Genomic DNA, 20,577 nt, shown 5'->3' with positions numbered 1-20,577 from the left:
GGGTGCGAGTCATGGGAGTCGTGAACGTCACCGACGACTCCTTCTCCGACGGAGGGCTGTTCCTCGACCGCGACCGCGCCGTCGAGCACGGGCTCGAGCTGGTGAGCCAAGGCGCGGCGATCGTCGACGTGGGCGGTGAGTCCACTCGCCCCGGCGCGACGCGCATCGAGCCTGACGTCGAGAAATCGCGGGTGTGCCCGGTCATCAGGGAGCTCGCCGCCCACGGCGTCACCGTCAGCATCGACACCATGCACGCCGACGTCGCGCGCGCCGCGCTCGAGAACGGCGCCCAGATCGTCAACGACGTCTCCGGCGGGCGTGCGGACCCGGACATGGCGCCGTTGCTCGCCGACGCGAAAGTGCCTTGGGTGCTGATGCATTGGCGATCGGTGGGCGCGGACCGGCCGCACGCGGTGCCCGCATATCGGAACGTGGTCGACGAGGTCCGGACCGAACTGCTCGCCAGTGTGGACGCCGCGGTGGCCACCGGCGTCGACCCGGCCAACCTGATCATCGATCCGGGGCTGGGCTTCGCCAAGACGGGCGACCACAACTGGATGCTGTTGCGGGCGCTGCCCGAATTCGTCGCCACCGGCATTCCGGTGTTGGTCGGCGCGTCGCGGAAACGCTTCCTCGGAACGCTGCTCGCGGACTCCGAGGGACAACCGCGGCCGCCGGACGGGCGGGAGACCGCGACGGCGGTGATCTCGGCGCTGGCAGGTCTGCACGGCGCCTGGGGCGTGCGGGTGCACGATGTGCGCGCCTCGGTCGACGCGGTGAAGGTGTTGGAGGCCTGGTCGCATGGCTGACCGAATCGAGTTGCGGGGCTTGCGAGTTCGCGGCCATCACGGCGTGTACGAGCACGAGCGTCGCGACGGCCAGGACTTCATCGTCGACATCACGGTCTGGATCGACCTCGCGGCCGCGGCGGCCAGTGACGACCTCGCCGACACCTTGGACTACGGCGGGTTGGCCCAGCGGGCGGCCGACATCATCGCCGGACCACCGCGGGACCTGATCGAGACGGTGGCCGCAGAGATCGCCGACGGCGTCATGGAAGACGAGCGAGTGCACGCCGTCGAGGTGGTCCTGCACAAGCCCGCCGCACCGATCCCGCTGACGTTCTCCGACGTCGCGGTCGTCGCGCGTCGTTCGCGGCGCGGTCGGGGTGGCCCGTGACCACCGCGGTTCTGTCGATCGGATCGAATCTCGGCGACCGGCTGGCGATGCTTCGGTCGGTCGCCGACGGGCTCGGCGGTGCGCTGCGCGCGGCGTCGCCGGTGTACGAGACCGCGCCGTGGGGCGGTGTCGAGCAGGGACCGTTCCTCAACGCCGTCCTCATCGCCGACGATCCCGCGCTCGACGGCCACGGTTGGCTACGGCGCGCCCACGACTTCGAACGAGCCGCCGAGCGGGTGCGCGAACAGCGATGGGGCCCCCGCACGCTCGACGTCGACATCGTGACCTGCCGAACCGGGGGTCGTGAGCTGATCTCACAGGACGCCGAGCTGACTCTGCCGCATCCGCGTGCCCATGAACGCGCCTTCGTGCTGGTGCCGTGGCTGGCGGTGGATCCGGACGCGGTGCTGACGGTCGCAGGCGAGCCGCGCCGGGTCGACGAACTGCTCGGGGCACTCGAAACGGCCGAACGCGAAGGCGTCCACCGCACCGGATTGGTGTTGCGCTGATGGGACCGACGCGCAAGCGCGACCTCGCGGCCGCTGCGCTGCTCACCGCTGTCGTCGGCTATTTGCTCGTGCTCGCGTCGTATCGGTGGTTCCCGCCGATAACCCTGTGGACGGGTGTCTCGCTGCTGGCCGTCGCCATCGCCGAAGCGGGCTGGGCGTTCCATGTGCGAGCCAAGATCAACGACGGCGAGATCGGCGTGGGATCCGGGCGGCTGAACCCCCTCGCGGTGGCGAGGTCCGTGGTGATCGCCAAGGCCTCGGCATGGGTCGGCGCGCTGGTCTTCGGTTGGTGGGTGGCCGTCCTGGTCTACCTGTTGCCGCGTCGCTCCACTCTGCGCGTCGCCGCCGAGGACACCGCGGGCGCCGCGGTGGCAGCCGGGTGCGGACTGGCTCTGGTGGTTGCTGCGCTGTGGTTGCAGCATTGCTGCAAGTCGCCGGGCGAGCCGCCGGAGAACCCCAATGGGGCAACGGATTAACGAAGTTCGGCCGACGCGAGAACGAATCGCCGACGAGGCGACACGCGGAGTGACCTGTGACAGGTACAGTCGCCCCCATGACCGATCCGACCCGCAGCGCACGCTATCGGCGTGCCGGCCGCAGGCCGGGTTGGATGCTGTTGACCGCGTTGCTGGTGCTGGCGATCGCGGCCAGCTCCGCCCTGGTGTTCACCGATCGGGTGGAGCTGCTCAAGCTGGCGGTCATCCTGGCGTTGTGGGCCGCGGTGGTCGCTGCGTTCGTATCGGTCATCTACCGACGCCAGAGCGACGTCGATCAGGCCAAGGTGCGCGACCTCAAGCTCGTCTACGACCTGCAGCTGGACCGCGAGATCTCGGCGCGGCGCGAATACGAGCTGTCGTTGGAGACGCAACTGCGCCGCGAACTTGAAGCCGAGGTGCGCGCCCAGGCCGCCGACGAGATGGCCACCCTGCGGGCCGAACTGTCCGCGCTGCGCGCCAACCTGGAGATCCTCTTCGACGCGGACCTGTCGCACCGGCCCGCCATCGAGCCCGAGCGCACGACGGTGCGCGCCTACAGCGATTGGGCGCGGGATTCGGAGACCACGGGGCGCGTCAGCAGCAGCCGCATCGACGAGTACCGGCCCGACATCGAGGAGCGGACCGAGGAAAGCCCGATCATCGATGTGCCCGCCGAACCCCAACCGCCGGAGTTCGACTGGCAGCAGCCGGCCGCCGAGCGCGGTGGGGCGCACCGCAGAGCCGCCGACGCAGACTGGGGCCGCCAGCCGGCCGAGGAGCCGAGCTCGTGGTCGCCGCCGCCACCACCTCACCAGCCGCCGCCGACGAGCGACTGGCAGCCCGCACCCGCGGACGGGCGCTGGCTTCCGCCGGGCGCCCCGGGCAGCAACTGGGTCTCGCGCGGCAACGGATCGACGACCGAGTACGTCGGTAGGCGCCGGGCCCCAGAACCCGAGGACGATGTGGCCGGCCCGGCCGCCGAGCCCGACGCCTCGACACCGTCGCCCGAACCGCGACGTGGCAGGCATTCGGCGTCGCCGGCCAGCGGCGATCCGGGGAGCCCCGCGCAGCAGACCGTGCCCCCAGAACCGCCGGAACCACCGCCTCCCACAGGGCGGCGGCACCGCAGCGCCGACGACCCCGACACCGCCGGACAGTCCGTCGCCGAACTGTTGGCCCGGCTTCAGGCGAGCCCCACACCGGGCGGGCGTCGCAGACACCGCGAGGAGTGAGTTAATCTCGTAGCGACCGTCCGGTACCCGCACCGCGGGACTGGAACGTACACACATCAACTCGCAGCGAGGTCGACTTCATGGTCGCCATGGGGACCCCACCTGGCGGATTCCGCCCGGCGCGGCTCACTGTCGGCATCGTTTCAGCAGGTCGTGTCGGCTCCGCGCTGGGTGTCGCCCTCGAGCGCGCCGAGCACGTCGTGGTGGCGTGCAGCGGGGTCTCGCGTGCGTCGCGCGACCGCGCCCAGCGTCGGCTGCCCGACACCGCGGTGCTTCCGGTCGACGAGGTGGCGAGCCGTTGCGAACTGCTGATCCTCGCGGTGCCCGACGCCGAGCTCGAGAAGTTGGTGTCCGGTCTGGCCGCGACCGGGTCGGTGCGGTCGGGCACGATCGTCGCGCACACCTCCGGTGCGAACGGAATCGCCGTGCTGACACCGCTGACGTCGCAGGGCTGCATACCGCTGGCGATCCATCCGGCGATGACCTTCACCGGCACCGACGAGGACATCGACCGCCTAGCCGACACCTGCTTCGGGGTGACGGCAGCCGACGAGGTCGGATACGCCATCGCCCAATCGCTTGTGCTCGAGATCGGCGGGGAGCCGTTCCGGGTCCGCGAGGACGCGCGCACGCTCTATCACGCGGCACTGGCGCATGCCAGCAATCACCTGGTGACGGTGCTGCTCGACGCGGTCGAGGGATTGCGGTCGGCGCTGTGGGGCCAGGAGCTGCTCGGCCAGGAACTGGTCGGCGATACGCCTGGAGGTCTGCCCGAGCGGGTCGTCGGCCCGCTGGCGCGCGCGTCACTGGAGAACGCGCTCCAACGCGGTCAGGCGGCATTGACCGGCCCGGTGGCACGCGGGGACGCCGCCGCTGTGGCGCGTCATCTCGAAGCCCTGACGGAGGTGAATCCCGAATTGGCGCAGGCATATCGGGCGAACTCATTGCGCACCGCCCAGCGCGCGCACGCCCCAGACGAGGTGGTCGCCGTGCTCACCGCCGATCCGGACCGCGGCGGGAGCTCGCGACGGACGGAGCCGGGCCGATGACCGCCCGCAAACCGCAGTTCACGGCGGGCGAACTGAACGTCTACTCGAAACCCGGTGACGTCGCGGCAGTCACCAGGGCGCTGCGTGCCACCGGTCGACGCGTGATGCTGGTGCCCACGATGGGCGCTCTGCACGAGGGTCACCGCATGCTCATCCGCTCCGCCAAGCGTGTCCAGGGCGCCGTCGTGGTGGTGTCGATCTTCGTCAACCCGCTGCAGTTCGGGGCCGGTGAGGACCTCGATGCGTATCCGCGCACGCTCGACGACGACCTCGCCGCCCTGGGCGAGGAAGGGGTCGAGATCGCGTTCACTCCGACCGTCGCCGACATGTACCCCGACGGCACCCGCACGTCGGTGCATCCCGGTCCGCTCGGTGCCGACCTCGAAGGCAACTCTCGGCCAACGCATTTCGCGGGTGTGCTGACGGTGGTGCTCAAGCTGCTCAACATCGTCCGGCCCGACCAGGCGTTCTTCGGGGAGAAGGACTACCAGCAGTTGGCGCTGATCCGGCAGATGGTCGACGACCTCAACGTCGACACCAGGATCGTGGGTGTGCCGATCGTGCGGGAGGCCGACGGGCTGGCGATGTCGTCGCGCAACCGGTACCTGGACCCCGAGCAGCGCGAACACGCAGGCGCGCTGTCGGCCGCGCTGCTGGCCGGGATGTACGCCGCTGGGGAGGGGGCCGCGGCAGCGTTGGACGCCGCACGCGCGGTGCTCGACTCGGTGCCGGCCATCGAGGTCGATTATCTCGACGTGCGCGACCCGATGCTCGGGCCCGCACCGGAGGTCGGGGCGGCGCGCATGTTGGTGGCCGGCCGGCTGGGGCCCACCAGGCTGCTGGACAACATCGCCATAGATATCGGGGTGCCGTCGGGGCCTGGCCCGGACGTCGCGTTTGACGAGCACGAACTTCCTTGGAGGAACTGATGTTACGGACAATGCTGAAATCGAAGATCCACCGCGCGACGGTCACGAAGGCCGACCTGCACTACGTCGGATCGGTGACCATCGACGCCGACCTCATGGAGGCCGCCGACCTGCTCGAGGGTGAGCAGGTGACGATCGTCGACATCGACAACGGCGCCCGGCTGGTGACGTATGCCATCACCGGTGAGCGTGGCAGCGGTGTGATCGGGATCAACGGTGCGGCAGCGCATCTCGTTCATCCCGGGGATCTGGTGATCCTGATCGCCTACGGCACCATGGAGGAGGCCGAAGCCAGGGCGTACCAACCGCGGATCGTGTTCGTCGACGCCGACAACAGGCAGGTCGACCTCGGTCACGATCCGGCGTTCGTACCGGCCGACGCGGCCGAGTTGATGTCGCCACGGTGAGACCGTGTTACTAGCCATCGACGTCCGTAACACCCACACCGTCGTGGGTTTGGTGTCGGGTTCCGGAGAGCACGCCAAAGTCGTGCAGCAGTGGCGGATTCGCACCGAATCGGAAGTCACCGCCGATGAACTCGCCCTGACCATCGACGGGCTGATCGGCGACGACTCCGAACGCCTGACCGGGGCGGCCGGGCTGTCGACCGTCCCGTCGGTGATGCACGAACTGCGCGAGATGTTGCGCCAGTACTGGCCGTCGGTGCCGCATGTGTTGATCGAGCCCGGTGTCCGCACGGGGATCCCGCTGCTGGTGGACAACCCGAAGGAAGTCGGCGCCGACCGCATCGTGAACTGCCTGGCGGCCTACCACAAGTACGGCACCGCGGCCATCGTCGTTGACTTCGGCTCGTCGATCTGCGTCGACGTGGTCTCGGCGAAGGGCGAGTTCCTCGGCGGCGCGATCGCTCCCGGTGTCGAGGTGTCGTCTGACGCGGCCGCGGCGCGATCGGCGGCGTTGCGTCGCGTCGAGCTGACCCGACCGCGTTCGGTCATCGGGAAGAACACCGTCGAGTGCATGCAGGCCGGTGCGGTGTTCGGGTTCGCGGGCCTGGTCGACGGCCTGGTGCAGCGCATCCGCGACGACGTCGACGGCTTCGGTGGAACCGACATCGCCGTGGTCGCCACCGGGCACACCGCGCCGCTGCTGCTGCCGGATATGCGCACGGTTCAGCATTACGACGAGCACCTCACCCTCGACGGCTTGCGGCTGGTGTTCGAGCGCAACCGCGACAACCAGCGCGGCCGCCTCAAACAGGCCCGCTGAAAAATGATTTCGGTGCCCAACTGGTTGCCAGGTCAGCGTCGACGCACCGAAATTCCTCGTCGGTACCCGTTCATTTAGGCTGGCACGACGTGACCGAACCCGACCCGTCCCGCACCACACCGGCCGCGGACGCCACATCCGAGCCTGACCTTCCGGAGCAGTACCGGATCCGTCAGGCCAAGCGTGAGCGGCTGCTCGCCGAGGGGCGCGAGCCGTATCCGGTGGAGATCGCGCGCACCCATTCCCTGGCCGAGATCCGCGCGGCCTATCCCGATCTGACCGCCGGTGACGAGACGGGCCAGATCGTGGGTGTGGCCGGACGGGTGATGTTCGCCCGCAACTCCGGAAAGCTGTGCTTTGCCACGCTGCAGGAGGGGGACGGCACACAGCTGCAGGCGATGATCAGCCTCAACAAGGTCGGACAGGAATCGCTGGACGCGTGGAAGGCCGACGTAGACCTCGGCGACATCGTGTTCGTGCGAGGAGAGGTGATCAGCTCCCGGCGCGGCGAACTCTCGGTGCTTGCCGACTCGTGGCAAATGGCTTCGAAGGCCCTCCGGCCGCTGCCGGTGGCGCACAAGGAGATGAGCGAAGAGGCCCGGGTTCGGCAGCGCTACGTCGACCTCATCGTGCGTCCCGAAGCCAGGACCGTCGCTCGCCAGCGGGTCGCGGTGGTGCGCGCGGTGCGGACGGCGCTGGAACGGCGCGGATTCCTGGAAGTCGAAACTCCGATGCTGCAGACACTCGCGGGCGGCGCCGCGGCGCGGCCGTTCGTGACGCACTCCAATGCGCTCGATGCCGACCTATATCTGCGTATCGCACCCGAACTGTTTCTCAAGCGCGCACTGGTCGGTGGATTCGAGCGCGTCTTCGAGTTGAATCGGGTGTTCAGAAACGAAGGCGCCGATTCCACGCATTCCCCGGAATTCGCGATGCTCGAGACATATCAGGCATACGGGACCTACGACGATTCCGCCGTCGTGACCCGAGAGATTATTCAAGAAGTCGCGGACGAGGCGATCGGAACACGCGAGGTGCCATTGCCCGATGGCACTGTCTATGATCTTGATGGCGAATGGCAGTCCGTCGAAATGTATCCATCACTGTCTGAAGCTCTGGGCGAAGAGATCACACCGGAAACACCGGCCGAGAAGTTATGGGCGATCGCCGATCGCCTCGGAGTCGAGATCCCTCGCGACCGGGGTTACGGTCACGGGAAATTGGTCGAGGAACTGTGGGAGCACACCGTCGGGAACACTTTGTGGGCGCCCACGTTCGTCCGTGATTTCCCCGTCGAGACGACCCCCCTTACGCGGCCACACCGCAGTATTGAGGGTGTCACCGAGAAATGGGATCTCTATATCCGGCGTTTCGAACTGGCAACCGGCTATTCGGAGTTGATCGATCCCGTAATCCAACGCGAAAGGTTCGAAGCCCAGGCGAGGGCGGCGGCCGCAGGTGATGACGAGGCGATGGTCCTTGACGAGGATTTTCTGGCAGCCCTGGAGTATGCCATGCCGCCGTCCACAGGGACCGGAATGGGTATCGACAGATTGATGATGGCCCTGACGGGACTGTCGATTAGAGAGACGGTTTTGTTCCCGATTGTTCGGCGCCACGGCAACTGAACGCGGCGGCGTATGATCTTTGTTGTATAGCGCACACAGATATGGCACATTGGTGCCGGGTTCGATACTTTACTGCGGTCCTGTGATCGCGCAGAAGGGCGTGTTTAAATGGCGAAGAAAGTTACCGTCACCTTGGTCGATGATTTCGACGGCGAAGGTGCGGCCGACGAGACTGTTGAATTCGGCCTCGACGGGGTCACCTATGAGATCGACCTTTCTTCGAAGAATGCCGCAAAGCTGCGCGACGCCCTGAAGCCGTGGGTCGATTCCGGTCGTCGGGTCGGCGGCCGTCGGCGCGGACGTGCCGCCGGGTCGGGTCGCGGGCGGGCGGCGATCGATCGCGAGCAAAGCGCGGCGATCCGCGAGTGGGCCCGGCGTAACGGACACAATGTGTCGACGCGTGGGCGCATTCCCGCCGATGTGATCGACGCCTTCCACGCCGCTACGTAGCGGCGATCCTCACGTGCGCCGTGGCGGTTGTTCGCTAGCCGCGAAGCCATCGGGGCTCGATTGGGAAACGAATTGGCCGACCGATGCGTTGCTCTCCCATAGCGGCGGGTATTCGATCCCGTGCGCGTCGAGGCCCCGGGTGTCCGCTTAGAGCAGACCGGCGGGCGGGACGTGCCGCCCTACTGCCCACTAGAGTGGACGGTGGTGTGGTGCGTACTCGAGACCGTTGGGCGCGCGTGGCACCGACCAATTGATGGAGAGCAGGTAACCACCGATGTTTGAGAGATTCACCGACCGTGCCCGCAGGGTCGTCGTCCTGGCTCAAGAAGAGGCCCGGATGCTCAACCACAACTACATCGGCACCGAGCACATCCTGTTGGGACTTATTCACGAGGGTGAGGGCGTAGCGGCCAAGTCGCTGGAGTCGCTGGGCATCTCGCTCGAGGGCGTGCGCAGCCAGGTCGAGGAGATCATCGGCCAGGGCCAGCAGGCGCCGTCGGGCCATATCCCGTTCACCCCGCGCGCCAAGAAGGTGCTGGAGCTCAGCCTCCGCGAGGCGCTGCAACTCGGCCACAACTACATCGGCACCGAGCACATCCTGCTCGGCCTCATCCGTGAGGGCGAGGGCGTCGCAGCCCAGGTGCTCGTGAAGCTGGGCGCCGAGCTCACCCGCGTGCGTCAGCAGGTCATCCAGCTGCTTTCGGGCTACCAGGGCAAGGAGACCGCGGAAGCCGGCACAGGCGGCCGCGGCGGCGAGGCGGGCAATCCGTCCACCTCGCTGGTGCTCGACCAGTTCGGCCGCAACCTGACCGCGGCCGCGATGGAGGGCAAGCTCGACCCGGTCATCGGCCGCGAGAAGGAAATCGAGCGGGTGATGCAGGTGCTGAGCCGTCGCACCAAGAACAACCCGGTGCTGATCGGCGAGCCCGGCGTCGGCAAGACCGCCGTCGTCGAGGGCCTGGCGCAGGCCATCGTGCACGGCGACGTGCCCGAGACGCTGAAGGACAAGCAGCTCTACACGCTGGACCTGGGGTCCCTTGTGGCAGGCAGCCGGTACCGCGGTGACTTCGAAGAGCGCCTGAAGAAGGTCCTCAAGGAGATCAACACCCGCGGCGACATCATCCTGTTCATCGACGAGCTGCACACGCTGGTCGGTGCGGGTGCCGCCGAGGGCGCGATCGACGCCGCTTCAATCCTTAAGCCGAAGCTGGCCCGCGGCGAGCTGCAGACGATCGGCGCCACCACGCTCGACGAGTACCGCAAGTACATCGAGAAGGACGCCGCGCTGGAGCGTCGTTTCCAACCGGTGCAGGTCGGTGAGCCGACCGTTGCGCACACCATCGAGATCCTCAAGGGGCTGCGCGACCGCTACGAGGCGCACCACCGCGTCTCGATCACCGACGGTGCCATCGCCGCGGCGGCCACCCTGGCCGACCGCTACATCAACGACCGGTTCCTGCCGGACAAGGCGATCGACCTGATCGACGAGGCCGGCGCCCGGATGCGGATCCGACGTATGACCGCGCCGCCAGACCTGCGCGAGTTCGACGAGAAGATCGCCGATGCGCGCCGGGAGAAGGAGTCCGCGATCGACGCGCAGGACTTCGAGAAGGCGGCCAGCCTGCGCGATAAGGAGAAGCAGCTCGTCGCGCAGCGTGCCGAGCGCGAGAAGCAGTGGCGCTCAGGTGATCTCGACGTTGTCGCCGAGGTCGACGACGAGCAGATCGCCGAGGTGCTCGGCAACTGGACCGGCATCCCCGTGTTCAAGCTGACCGAGGAGGAGACCACCCGGCTGCTGCGCATGGAGGAGGAGCTGCACAAGCGGATCATCGGCCAGGAGGACGCCGTCAAGGCGGTCAGCAAGGCGATCCGGCGTACCCGTGCAGGCCTGAAGGACCCGAAGCGTCCGTCCGGTTCGTTCATCTTCGCCGGCCCGTCCGGTGTCGGTAAGACGGAGCTGTCCAAGGCGCTGGCCAACTTCCTGTTCGGCGACGACGACGCGCTCATCCAGATCGACATGGGCGAATTCCACGACCGGTTCACCGCCTCGCGGCTGTTCGGCGCCCCTCCGGGCTACGTCGGCTACGAGGAGGGTGGCCAGCTCACCGAGAAGGTGCGGCGCAAGCCGTTCTCGGTGGTGCTGTTCGACGAGATCGAGAAGGCCCACCAGGAGATCTACAACAGCCTGTTGCAGGTCCTCGAGGACGGCCGCCTGACCGACGGCCAGGGCCGCACGGTCGACTTCAAGAACACCGTGCTGATCTTCACGTCGAACCTGGGCACGTCCGACATCTCCAAGGCGGTCGGGCTGGGCTTCTCCCAGGGCGGCGGAGACAACAACTACGAGCGGATGAAGCAGAAGGTCAACGACGAGCTGAAGAAGCACTTCCGCCCGGAGTTCCTCAACCGTATCGACGACATCATCGTGTTCCACCAGCTGACCCGCGACGAGATCATCAAGATGGTCGACCTGATGATCGGCCGCGTGTCCGCCCAGCTGAAGGCCAAGGACATGACGATGGAGCTGACGGACCGGGCCAAGGAGTTGCTGGCCAAGCGCGGGTTCGATCCCGTGCTCGGCGCGCGGCCGCTGCGGCGCACCATCCAGCGCGAGATCGAGGACCAGCTGTCGGAAAAGATCTTGTTCGAGGAGATCGGCCCCGGCCAGCTCATCACGGTCGACGTCGACAACTGGGACGGCGAAAGCGCCGGAGAGGACGCGGTGTTCACCTTCAAGGGCACCAAGCGGCCGGCTCCGGTGGCCGAGCCGGACCTGGCCCAGGCCGGTGCGGCAGGCGCTGTAGGCCCAACCGAATAGCGGCATCACGCAGAGAGAACGGGCGGTACCCACACGGGTGCCGCCCGTTTTCCGTCCGATCCCGCTACCGCTGGACCGAGTGGTTAGGATGTGCGATGTTATCGGCGGGCGAAGGAATCTGGTGAGAATCCAGAACGGTCGCGCCACTGTGTCAAGTCAGACCCGACGCTCGCCGTCACCTTAGAACTCGGGACGCGAAATCCCGGAAAGGACACCGACATGACCTCACCCGACACCCGCAAAAGCGTTGCACCCGCACTCGACCTGTCCGCCACCGGAGCGGCCGTGTGGCTGTCGGCAACCACCTTCCTGGCGCTGTTGGTGCTCTACTTCATCGGCCTGGACCAGGGCGCGACGTCGGTGTTCGGTGCGGACAACACCGCGATCCACGAGTTCGTGCACGACGCCCGGCACCTGCTCGGCTTCCCCTGCCACTGACGGCCGAGGTAACCGAACATGGAAAAGCAGATCATCTGGCGTGGCCTGCTCGCAGGTGCCGTCGCCGGCGTACTCGCGTTCGTCTTCGCGCGCATCTTCGTCGAACCGCAGATCGACCTGGCCATCGCCTATGAGGACGGTGTCGGGGCCGCGCACGAGGCGCTGGAACACGCCGAAGGCGCGGGTCATAGCCACGGCGAGGGCGGCGGATTCGAGCGCGCCGTTCAGATGAACATCGGTATGGGACTGGGCGTATTGCTGTTCAGCCTGGCGATCGGCGCGATCTTCGCGGTGATCTTCGCCGTGGCCTACGGCCGCGTCGGCAATATCTCGGCACGGCTGCTGTCGGTATATGTGGCCGGCGGAATGCTGTTGAGCCTGTACGTCGTTCCCGCCCTGAAGTATCCCCCGAGCCCGCCGGCTCTGAGCCTGGACGAGACCATCCGCCAGCGCACGCTGCTGTACCTGCTGACGGTGGTTTTGTCGGCGGCGCTTCTGGTCGGCGCGGTGTATCTGGGCCGACGGCTGGCCGAACGCCTGGGGACATGGAATGCGGCGCTGGCCGCTGCGGGGTCCTACATCGTCGCGGTGGCGGTCGTGATGCTGGTGCTGCCGAGCATCAACGAGACACCGGGACCGTTGACCGACGACGCCGGAAACATTGTCTACGAGGGCTTCCCGGCGGATGTGCTCTACGAGTTCCGGCTGTACTCGTTGGGCACCCAGATCGTCATGTACACGACGATCGCATTGGTCTTCGGTGCGATGGCCGCGCGGCTGCTCGAACAGAACCGCCGGGAGAGCATCCCTGCGTGAGTGAGGTCGTCCGGCTGACGCTGGTATCGCACGCGCTGACCGATGCGATGTCGGCCGGACGATTTCCCAACGACGAGCCGTTGAACCCGACCGGCCACCGGCAGGTCGACGCGTCGATCAACCTAGGGGTCGTCGACGCGGCTCTGTGCGGTCCCGAGAAGCGCACCAGGCAGACCGCCGAACTGCTCGGCCTGCAAGCCGATGTGGACGGTCGGTTGGCGGACCTGGACTGCGGCCGATGGCGCGGCGACGTGCTGAGCGGGGTGCGACCGGCCGACTTGGCGATCTGGCTGACCGACCCGACCCGGGCGCCGCACGGCGGCGAATCGGTTGTCGAGCTGGTCGACCGGGTTCGCGACTGGATGGACTCGTTGACCGACCGTCGAAGCAGGCTGGTCGCGGTGACACATCCGGCGGTGGTCCGCGCCGCCATCCTCATCGCGTTGGATGCTCCGCCGAAGTCGTTCTGGCGCATCGACATTGCGCCGGTGAGCCGGACGGTGATGCATTTCCGTGGCCACGCCTGGACGCTCCGGTCGAACCGCTGATCAGCCGATCGGCACCAGGTCGAAGGTCTGGCGCACGATCGACAACAACCACCCCGCGGCGGTGGGGCTGCGGTAGCGGGGCCAGTTCAACTGGAAGCTGACCACCCACGGCTGCCCCGTGTGGTCGACGGCATACCAGCTGAACGTGAGGTCACCAGGCAGGTTTCCGCCTTTGGCGCCGATGTAGCCCCACTTGGACCCGTCGAGATCGATGCCGGGTATCGCCGACAGGATGTCCTTCACCGGCGCGGCCTCACCCACGGCGGCGGCCTGTAGCGCGATGTGCACGCGGCAGATGTCGGCGGCGCTGCCGTACCACTCCGCCCCGAAGTTCGACGCCGGGGTATGCGTGCGCTGCGGATCCGGTTCGTACGGGCGCGAATTGGTCTGTGCGAGCAGTTGCGCCCGAACTTGCGGGCTACCCGTCTCGACCGCCTGGCGCCACTGCTCGCGAAGATCGGGCCGCCCCCAGCCGACCGAGAACATCTCGTGCATGGTCGGAAACGGCGTCATGCTGGCCGGGTCGTGATGGCGTGCCATAACCAGTGCCCGCTCAACGGCGCCCGTCCCCAGACGATCGATGAGAAGGTCGGTGGCCATGTTGTCGCTGGCCGAGATCATCTGCTGCGCAGCGGTTCTCACTGACACCCGGGAGCCGGGCGGAAGTTCTTCCAGGCCCGCGGAGCCGACCGCTTTGGCCCGCTTCGTAACGGTCAGCGGGTCGGTCCACTTGAGGGTGCCCGCCTTGACCGCTTCGGCGACCGCGAGCAGCACGTAGAGCTTGAAGATCGATGCCAACGGCAACGACAGTTCGGTGTTGGTCCCGGCCACCACATCGCACTTCGACTGGTCGGCAACGACCTTCGAGACCTGGTAGGAGTAGCGGGCCCCGGACTTCGTGATCTCGGTGTCGATATCGGACCATTCGTCGATCTCCGGCGGGCGCAGCGTCACATCGAACCGGTCGACCATGCCGGCGTCGTTGGTGCGAAGGTCGATCTCCTGGGCGACACCGTACGACGTCAGCACTCCGACTTCGGCTTGTCCGGCCCGGATGTCGACGTCGGTCACCTTGAACGGCCGGTCCCACCAGATCCGGTCGAGCTTGGCGACGATCTCGTCGACCTTCTCGGGCTCCGCCATCGTGCGCACTCCCACGGGCCCGATCGGCCAGTCGGAGTTGAGCATGTCCAGCGTCTGCTTGGCCCGCAGCCCCTGGGGCGTGTTGATCTCGATGGGCGTGCCGTACGCGGCGTCGGCCGGTGCAGGCCCGACTTTCGCGCAGCCGCCGACGGCGACGACCAACGAGGCCGCGACCGTCAGCGCGAGCGCCCGGCACGCGATGAGCGAGCCTCTACTTGTCAGCACCCGCAACGTCGAGGACGACCTCGAACTCGAGCAGAGACGCGCCGGTGGCCACCGGGTTGGCCTGCTGACCCTTGTGGGCTTCGATGGCCGGGCCCGTCGCCCAGGCCTGGAAAGCCTCCTCGGACTCCCACTGCGTCACCACGAAGTAGCGGTCCTCGCCCTTGATGGGGCGCAGCAGCTGAAAGCCGAGGAAGCCGGGCTGGTTGTCGACGGCGTGGGCCCGGTGCGCGAAGCGCTTCTCCAGTTCGGGACCGGCGTCGGGCGGTACCTCGATCGCGTTGATCTTCACGACGGGATTCTGGCTTGCCATGCGCATCAGGCTACCGAATGCATCGGGGTCACCCGGAGGCACGATGATGTCGGGATGCAGTCACCAGGCGGTACGCGGGCCCCGCTCACCCACCGCGGCGGCAGGGGACGACCGCTCGTCCTGGTGCACGGGCTGATGGGGCGCGGCAGCACGTGGTCGCGCCAGTTGCCGTGGTTGACCCGGCTGGGTGAGGTCTACACCTACGACGCGCCCTGGCACCGCGGCCGCGACGCCGATGATGTCCGCCCCATCAGCACCGAACGGTTCGTCGCGGATCTCGGCGACGCGGTGGCGAGCATCGGCCAGCCCGCCGTCATGATCGGTCACTCGATGGGCGGCTTGCATTCATGGTGCCTGGCCGCGACGCGACCCGATCTCGTGGAGGCGTTGGTGGTCGAGGACATGGCGCCGGATTTCCGCGGCCGCACGACCGGGCCCTGGGAGCCGTGGCTGCATGCGTTACCGGTCGAATTCGATGCCGCCCAAAGGGTTTACGACGAGTTCGGTCCGGCGGCGGGTCAGTATTTCCTCGAGGCGTTCGATCGCATTCCGGGCGGCTGGCGCTTGCACGGCCGAACGGATGTCTGGATCGAGATCGCCGCGGAATGGGGCACCCGCGACTACTGGCGCGAGTGGCAGGCCGTCCGCGTGCCGGCATTGTTGATCGAGGCGGGCAACTCGGTCACCCCGCCGGGACAGATGGCCCGAATGGCGGAGTCCGGCCCGCACACGACGTATCTGCGGGTGCCCGAGGCCGGTCACCTCGTCCACGACGATGCGCCGCAGGCCTATCGGCAGGCGGTCGAGTCGTTTCTAGCGACGCTCTCCGAGCGCACCTGAGGAAGGCCAGACGGGGTGGCGCTCGAAACGGGTGCGGATCGCGTCGATGTCGCGCTCGAGACGCAACAGGTCGCGGTCGTCTTCGAACACCCGGCCTGCCATCGGCGCGGCCATGCGGAACTGATCGCGGTGCAACCGCAGGTACCCGGAGCGGCTGGCGGCCCAGGCGAACGCGGCTGCGACCGCGACCGGGAAAACGAGAACCAGAAGTGCCAGTAAAGTGCTCATGGCAGTAACTATTCGTCAGACAAAATCCAGCCAACAGTGGCAGCAATGACACTTTGCGATAAAATGCTGCCATGTCTATCAGGAGCGTATCGACGCTCGTCCTGGACGATCTGGCGATATTCGAGTTTGGCGTCATCTGCGAAGTCTTCGGCATCGACCGCTCCGGCGACGGAGTCCCCAACTTCGACTTCAAAGTGTGCGGTCCGGTTCCCGGCAAACCGCTTCGCACGTCGGTCGGCGCGACGCTGACCCCCGACCACGGCCTGGACGACCTGACCGGCGCCGACCTGGTCGCCATCCCGGCGATCGGAGGGTCCCAGTACCTGCCCGAGGCGTTGGCCGCCGTCCGGGCCGCCGCCGAGTCGGGATCGATCATCCTCACCGTGTGTTCGGGAGCGTTCGTCGCAGGCGCCGCCGGTCTCCTCGACGAAAGGAAGTGCACGACGCACTGGATGCACGCCGACGAACTCGCGCGCAGGTACCCGACGGCCAAGGTCGACCGCAACGTGCTGTTCGTCGACGACGGAAACCTGATCACCAGCGCGGGCACGGCGGCCGGTATCGACGCGTGCCTGCACCTGGTCCGGCGTGAGCTGGGCAGCGAGGTCACCAACAAGATCGCGCGCCGCATGGTGGTGCCGCCGCAACGAGACGGCGGTCAACGCCAGTACATCGACCAGCCGATCCCGGTGCGGTGTTCGGAACGCTTTGCACCGCACCTGGATTGGATACTGAGCAACCTCGACAAGCCGCACACGGTCGCCACCCTGGCCGCCCGCGCGCACATGTCGGCGCGTACTTTCGCCCGCCGGTTCGTGGAGGAGACGGGCCGTACCCCGATGCAGTGGGTGACCGACCAACGCGTGTTGTACGCACGAACCCTGTTGGAGGAGACCGATCTCGACGTCGACCGGATCGCCGAGCGCAGCGGTTTCGGGACAGCGACGCTGTTGCGGCACCACTTCCGCAGGATCATCGGGGTGACACCATCGGACTACCGTCGCCGGTTCTCATGCAGCACATGTGAACCCGAGCCCAACACCGATACGGAAATGGCCTCGGCCTGACCTCGTGCCGTGCGCGCTCAGCCGCCCTCACCGGCGAGCGCGAAGCGGCCATCGGCGGTCTGTTCGACGAGGCCGTCGACCAGAAGCGAGTCCAGCGCGCGGTCGCGTTGTGCGGTGTCGGACAGCCACGCGACGTCCAGCTGGGCCCGGGTCACGGGAGAGGCGTTGTCCCGCAGGACATCGAGCAGTCTGCCGCGGACCTGCCGGTCGGTGCCCGCATAGCGTTGAACGCGCCGCGCCGGCGAGGTCGGCGCAGGGAAGCCCCGAGACCGCCACGCGCACGTACTCAGCGGGCACAGCCCGCACCGGGGCGCCCGCGCGGTACACACCGTCGCGCCCAACTCCATCAAAGCGATCGAGAACTTGGGCGCCAGAGCGGTTTCGGGCAGAAGGGCCTCGACGTCGGCAAGGTCGCGCGTTGACGACGCCGCGTCGGCGCGACCGTGCACGACCCGGGTCACCACCCGCCGGACGTTGGTGTCGACCACCGGTACCCGGTCGCGGTATGCGAAGCAGGCGATCGCCCGCGCGGTGTAGGCCCCGACGCCCGGCAGCGACAGCAGCGTCTCGACGTCCGACGGTACGACGTCGCCGTACTGCTCGGCGATCACCGTCGCGCATTCGTGTAACCGCTTGGCGCGGCGCGGATAGCCGAGCTTGCCCCACGCCCGCAGGATGTCTGCTGCGCTTGCCGCCGCGGTCGCCGATGGTGTCGGCCACCGCTGTACCCACGCGAGCCAGACCGGTTCGACGCGTGCGACCGGCGTCTGCTGCAGCATGAATTCGCTGACCAGGATCTGCCACGGGGTGACCCCCGGCCGACGCCACGGTAGATCTCGGTGTTCGCGGTCATACCAATCGACCAACTGGGGCACAATGTCGGTCATGCCCAACACCAGCCCAGTGACCGCGTGGAAAGCACTCAAGGAGGGTAACGAGCGCTTCGTCGCCGGCAAGCCCCTGCATCCCAGCCAAGGAATTGAGCACCGCGCCAGCTTGGCCACCTCGCAGAAACCCACGGCCGTCGTGTTCGGCTGCGGGGACAGCCGGGTGGCCGCCGAACTGATCTTCGACCAGGGGCTCGGGGACATGTTCGTGGTGCGCACCGCAGGGCACGTGATCGATGCGGCGGTGCTGGGCTCCATCGAGTACGCGGTCGCGGTGCTCGACGTGCCGCTGGTCGTCGTGCTCGGCCACGACAGCTGCGGGGCGGTGAAGGCGACGCTGGGGGCGCTCGACGAGGGCGTGGTGCCCGGCGGTTATGTCCGCGACATCGTCGAGCGCGTGATGCCGTCGATCCTGTTGGGCCGTCGCGACGGCCTGACCCGCGTGGACGAGTTCGAGGCCCGTCACGTCAGCGAGACCGGCTCCCAACTGCTGGCCCGCTCGACGACGGTGTCCGAGCGTGTGGCCGCGGGCGAGCTGGCGATCGTCGGCGTCACCTATCACCTCGCCGACGGCCGGGTGGTGTTGCGGGACCACCTCGGCGACATCGGCGAAAGCTGAGGGCGACACGCCGAGCGACCTCGACCGATAAGGCGTGACCTGGCCTTACCGTGAGCTTGTGCTGGATCTGGAACCGCATGGCCCGCTACCGACGCAGATTTACTGGCGTCGCAGGGCACTGGCGTTGGGCATAGCGGTCCTCGTGATCGGCGTGATCGCGGCCATCGTGGTCGTGGTCGTGAAGAACACCGGGGGCTCCGAGACGAAGGGCGCCGAGGCGTCCGCCCCCGCTGCGGCAGGCGAACCGACGCCGCTGCCGGGGGAGAACCCCGAGGTGAAGACGCCGGTGATGCCGCCGGCGCAGGACGCACCGCCCCCCACCCCGACACCCACCGCGGCCGTCACACCGCCGCCGATCCTCAACGAGGGCGACGACTGCCCCGACTCGACGCTGGCGGTCAAGGGCATCACCAACCAACCGCAGTACGTCGTCGGTGAGCAGCCGAAGTTCACGATGGTCGTCACCAACATCGGGCTCGTCGGCTGCAAGCGTGACGTCGGCGCGGCGGTGCTGGCCGCCTACGTCTACTCGCTGGACAACGCCCGGCTCTGGTCCAACCTCGATTGTGCGCCGTCGAGCGAGACGCTGGTCAAGGCGTTCCAGCCCGGTGAGCAGGTGACCACCGAGGTCACCTGGACGGGCATGGGATCGGCTCCGGGCTGCCCGCTGCCGCGTCAGCCGATCGGGCCGGGCACCTACAACCTCGTCGTCCAGCTGGGCAATCTGCGGTCGGCCACGGTGCCGTTCATCCTCGCCGCGCCGCAGTCGCCGGAGCACGGCCAGGGCGTCGCCCCGCCGCCGGGACCCGTCCCCAACTGAGGTTTGGCGCGGATTCAGGCCAGCCGGTCGGCGATCGTCGACTCAGCCAACTGCGAAAGGCCTTCCCGGATGTGGCGCGCCCACATCGAGCCGATGCCCTCGACCGACTGGAGGTCGCCCGCGCTGGCCGCCAGCAGGCCCTGTAGCGAGCCGAACGAGCGAACCAGCAGGTCGACGTGCGCGAACTGCAGCCGGGGTATGCCGGCCATCGCGCGGTAGCCGCGCGAGCTCATCGCCGAATCTTGCGCCTCGATCGTCGACGGGTAACCGAAAACCCTTGCCAGCGTCGTGAAGTCGAGGAGCTCGCTGTCGGAAAGCCCGTCGAGCTCCTCGAGGGTGGCGCTCACCTGCGCTGCCGATGGAGGGTCCGGGTTGGCGTGATAGTCGCGCACGAGGAGCTCGCGGGCGGTGTCGTTGTCGCCGACGAGCTCGTCGAGCTGCAGTTTGAGCTGGCGGCCGTCTGTGCCGAGTTCGACCACGTACGAGTCGATTTCGAGGCTGATGCGGCGGACCATCTCGAGCCGCTGCACCACGGTCATCACGTCGCGCAGCGTGACGAAGTCTTCGATCTCGGCGGTCGAGAGCTGCCTGCTGACCTCGTCGAGACGCGTCTTGTACCGCTCGAGGGTGTCGATCGTCTGGTTCGCGCGCGACAGGATCGTCGCCGAGTCGGGGATGACGTGCCGCTCACCGGCGACGTACACGGTCACGATGCTCATCGAATGACTCACCGAGATCACCGGATAGCCGGTCTGGATCGCCGTGCGCTCGGCGGAGCGGTGCCGGGTTCCGGATTCCTCGGTCGGGATCGACGGATCGGGCACCAGTTGCACGTTGGCCCGCAGGATGTGGGCGCCGTCGCTGGACAGCACCACCGCGCCGTCCATCTTCGACAGCTCCCGCAAGCGTGTCGGCGCATAGCGGACGTCGAGGGAGAAGCCGCCGTCGCAGATGGCCTCGACGCTCTCGTCGTAGCCGATCACGATCAGGGCGCCGGTGCGGCCGCGCAGGATGCGCTCCAGGCCGTCGCGCAGCGCCGTTCCCGGGGCCAAGCGGGCGATCGTCTCGCGCATGGTGGGCCGCGCCAACGGCACCACCGTGCGTCCCGATCTGCCACCCGACTTCACGGCCATCGTCCC

Annotated in this window: 24 protein-coding genes; 19 read left to right on the top strand and 5 right to left on the bottom strand. The window is 67.8% G+C overall.

From position 1 onward, the window contains the following. Positions 1–11: 11 nt before the first annotated feature. From folP to AU192_RS20155, 15 genes are all read left to right on the top strand, one after another. Positions 12–809: a dihydropteroate synthase gene (folP, locus tag AU192_RS20225; RefSeq protein ID WP_064399381.1), complete on the top strand. Its 798-nt coding sequence runs from the start codon at positions 12–14 to the stop codon at positions 807–809. Then, positions 802–1,179: a dihydroneopterin aldolase gene (gene folB / locus AU192_RS20220; protein WP_064399292.1), complete on the top strand. Its 378-nt coding sequence runs from the start codon at positions 802–804 to the stop codon at positions 1,177–1,179. The genes folP and folB overlap by 8 nt, the downstream gene beginning before the upstream one ends. Continuing rightward, on the top strand, positions 1,176–1,688 hold the full coding sequence (folK, locus tag AU192_RS20215) for a 2-amino-4-hydroxy-6-hydroxymethyldihydropteridine diphosphokinase (RefSeq protein WP_064399291.1): 513 nt from the start codon (positions 1,176–1,178) through the stop codon (positions 1,686–1,688). Before folB ends, folK begins: the two co-directional genes overlap by 4 nt. Further along, on the top strand, positions 1,688–2,164 hold the full coding sequence (locus AU192_RS20210) for a DUF3180 domain-containing protein (RefSeq protein WP_064399290.1): 477 nt from the start codon (positions 1,688–1,690) through the stop codon (positions 2,162–2,164). The genes folK and AU192_RS20210 overlap by 1 nt, the downstream gene beginning before the upstream one ends. 77 nt (positions 2,165–2,241) lie before the next feature. Then, on the top strand, positions 2,242–3,396 hold the full coding sequence (locus AU192_RS20205) for a DUF6779 domain-containing protein (RefSeq protein WP_064399289.1): 1,155 nt from the start codon (positions 2,242–2,244) through the stop codon (positions 3,394–3,396). Between the two features lie 89 nt (positions 3,397–3,485). Further along, complete coding sequence (locus AU192_RS20200; protein WP_064399380.1) at positions 3,486–4,445, top strand: Rossmann-like and DUF2520 domain-containing protein; 960 nt, start codon at positions 3,486–3,488, stop codon at positions 4,443–4,445. Next, positions 4,442–5,374 carry a pantoate--beta-alanine ligase gene (panC, locus tag AU192_RS20195; RefSeq protein WP_064399288.1) on the top strand — a complete coding sequence of 311 codons (933 nt, stop codon included), beginning with the start codon at positions 4,442–4,444 and terminating at the stop codon, positions 5,372–5,374. Before AU192_RS20200 ends, panC begins: the two co-directional genes overlap by 4 nt. Next, positions 5,374–5,781 (top strand): aspartate 1-decarboxylase, encoded by a 408-nt coding sequence (gene panD / locus AU192_RS20190; RefSeq protein WP_064399287.1) that lies wholly within the window; start codon positions 5,374–5,376, stop codon positions 5,779–5,781. Before panC ends, panD begins: the two co-directional genes overlap by 1 nt. 4 nt (positions 5,782–5,785) lie before the next feature. Then, complete coding sequence (locus AU192_RS20185) at positions 5,786–6,601, top strand: type III pantothenate kinase (protein ID WP_064399286.1); 816 nt, start codon at positions 5,786–5,788, stop codon at positions 6,599–6,601. A gap of 89 nt (positions 6,602–6,690) precedes the next feature. Next, a complete protein-coding gene (gene lysS / locus AU192_RS20180) occupies positions 6,691–8,229 on the top strand; it encodes a lysine--tRNA ligase (RefSeq protein WP_064399285.1) in 1,539 nt (512 codons plus the stop codon). 108 nt (positions 8,230–8,337) lie between these two features. Further along, the gene (gene lsr2, locus AU192_RS20175; protein WP_064347878.1) at positions 8,338–8,679 is read left to right on the top strand and encodes a histone-like nucleoid-structuring protein Lsr2; all 342 of its coding nucleotides are present in this window, start codon (positions 8,338–8,340) and stop codon (positions 8,677–8,679) included. 274 nt (positions 8,680–8,953) lie between these two features. Continuing rightward, positions 8,954–11,497, top strand: coding sequence for an ATP-dependent protease ATP-binding subunit ClpC (gene clpC1 / locus AU192_RS20170; RefSeq protein ID WP_064399284.1), 2,544 nt, complete (start codon positions 8,954–8,956; stop codon positions 11,495–11,497). 219 nt (positions 11,498–11,716) lie between these two features. Continuing rightward, complete coding sequence (locus AU192_RS20165; protein WP_064399283.1) at positions 11,717–11,935, top strand: CbtB domain-containing protein; 219 nt, start codon at positions 11,717–11,719, stop codon at positions 11,933–11,935. 18 nt (positions 11,936–11,953) lie between these two features. Beyond that, entirely contained in the window at positions 11,954–12,751 is a 798-nt protein-coding gene (locus AU192_RS20160; protein ID WP_064399282.1) for a CbtA family protein, read from the top strand. Beyond that, positions 12,748–13,299 (top strand): histidine phosphatase family protein, encoded by a 552-nt coding sequence (locus tag AU192_RS20155; protein WP_064399281.1) that lies wholly within the window; start codon positions 12,748–12,750, stop codon positions 13,297–13,299. Before AU192_RS20160 ends, AU192_RS20155 begins: the two co-directional genes overlap by 4 nt. Here AU192_RS20155 and AU192_RS20150 read toward each other — a convergent pair whose 3' ends face one another. Next, positions 13,300–14,673, bottom strand: coding sequence for a serine hydrolase (locus AU192_RS20150; protein WP_423202719.1), 1,374 nt, complete (start codon positions 14,671–14,673; stop codon positions 13,300–13,302). It lies immediately after the preceding gene. Then, the gene (mhuD, locus tag AU192_RS20145) at positions 14,654–14,977 is read right to left on the bottom strand and encodes a mycobilin-forming heme oxygenase MhuD (RefSeq protein ID WP_064399378.1); all 324 of its coding nucleotides are present in this window, start codon (positions 14,975–14,977) and stop codon (positions 14,654–14,656) included. The genes AU192_RS20150 and mhuD overlap by 20 nt, the downstream gene beginning before the upstream one ends. A 54-nt stretch (positions 14,978–15,031) precedes the next feature. Here mhuD and AU192_RS20140 point away from each other — a divergent pair, with 54 nt between their 5' ends. Next, positions 15,032–15,817: an alpha/beta fold hydrolase gene (locus tag AU192_RS20140; RefSeq protein WP_064399377.1), complete on the top strand. Its 786-nt coding sequence runs from the start codon at positions 15,032–15,034 to the stop codon at positions 15,815–15,817. Here the strand turns inward: AU192_RS20140 and AU192_RS20135 are convergent. Next, positions 15,791–16,045, bottom strand: coding sequence for a hypothetical protein (locus AU192_RS20135; protein ID WP_064399280.1), 255 nt, complete (start codon positions 16,043–16,045; stop codon positions 15,791–15,793). The two genes, AU192_RS20140 and AU192_RS20135, sit on opposite strands and share 27 nt — an antisense overlap. A 71-nt stretch (positions 16,046–16,116) precedes the next feature. Between AU192_RS20135 and AU192_RS20130 the strand changes: the two genes are divergently transcribed. After that, positions 16,117–17,112, top strand: coding sequence for a GlxA family transcriptional regulator (locus tag AU192_RS20130; RefSeq protein WP_064399279.1), 996 nt, complete (start codon positions 16,117–16,119; stop codon positions 17,110–17,112). Between the two features lie 17 nt (positions 17,113–17,129). Here the strand turns inward: AU192_RS20130 and AU192_RS20125 are convergent, their stop codons facing one another. Beyond that, positions 17,130–17,999 carry an HhH-GPD family protein gene (locus AU192_RS20125; protein WP_064399278.1) on the bottom strand — a complete coding sequence of 290 codons (870 nt, stop codon included), beginning with the start codon at positions 17,997–17,999 and terminating at the stop codon, positions 17,130–17,132. Between AU192_RS20125 and AU192_RS20120 the strand changes: the two genes are divergently transcribed. Together AU192_RS20120 and AU192_RS20115 are read left to right on the top strand one after the other, a co-directional pair. Then, the gene (locus AU192_RS20120; protein WP_064399277.1) at positions 17,998–18,618 is read left to right on the top strand and encodes a carbonic anhydrase; all 621 of its coding nucleotides are present in this window, start codon (positions 17,998–18,000) and stop codon (positions 18,616–18,618) included. The genes AU192_RS20125 and AU192_RS20120 overlap by 2 nt on opposite strands. Before the next feature lie 58 nt (positions 18,619–18,676). Then, positions 18,677–19,438 carry a hypothetical protein gene (locus tag AU192_RS20115; protein ID WP_064399276.1) on the top strand — a complete coding sequence of 254 codons (762 nt, stop codon included), beginning with the start codon at positions 18,677–18,679 and terminating at the stop codon, positions 19,436–19,438. A 14-nt stretch (positions 19,439–19,452) separates the two neighbouring features. On the opposite strand, the gene disA is transcribed toward AU192_RS20115, so the two are convergent. Further along, a complete protein-coding gene (gene disA, locus AU192_RS20110; RefSeq protein WP_064399275.1) occupies positions 19,453–20,571 on the bottom strand; it encodes a DNA integrity scanning diadenylate cyclase DisA in 1,119 nt (372 codons plus the stop codon). Between the last annotated feature and the right edge of the window lie 6 nt (positions 20,572–20,577).

This window comes from Mycobacterium lehmannii (assembly GCF_001499925.1).
In the GTDB taxonomy this organism is placed as follows: Bacteria; Actinomycetota; Actinomycetes; order Mycobacteriales; family Mycobacteriaceae; genus Mycobacterium; species Mycobacterium lehmannii.
This window is presented reverse-complemented; position numbering and strand designations above follow the sequence as displayed.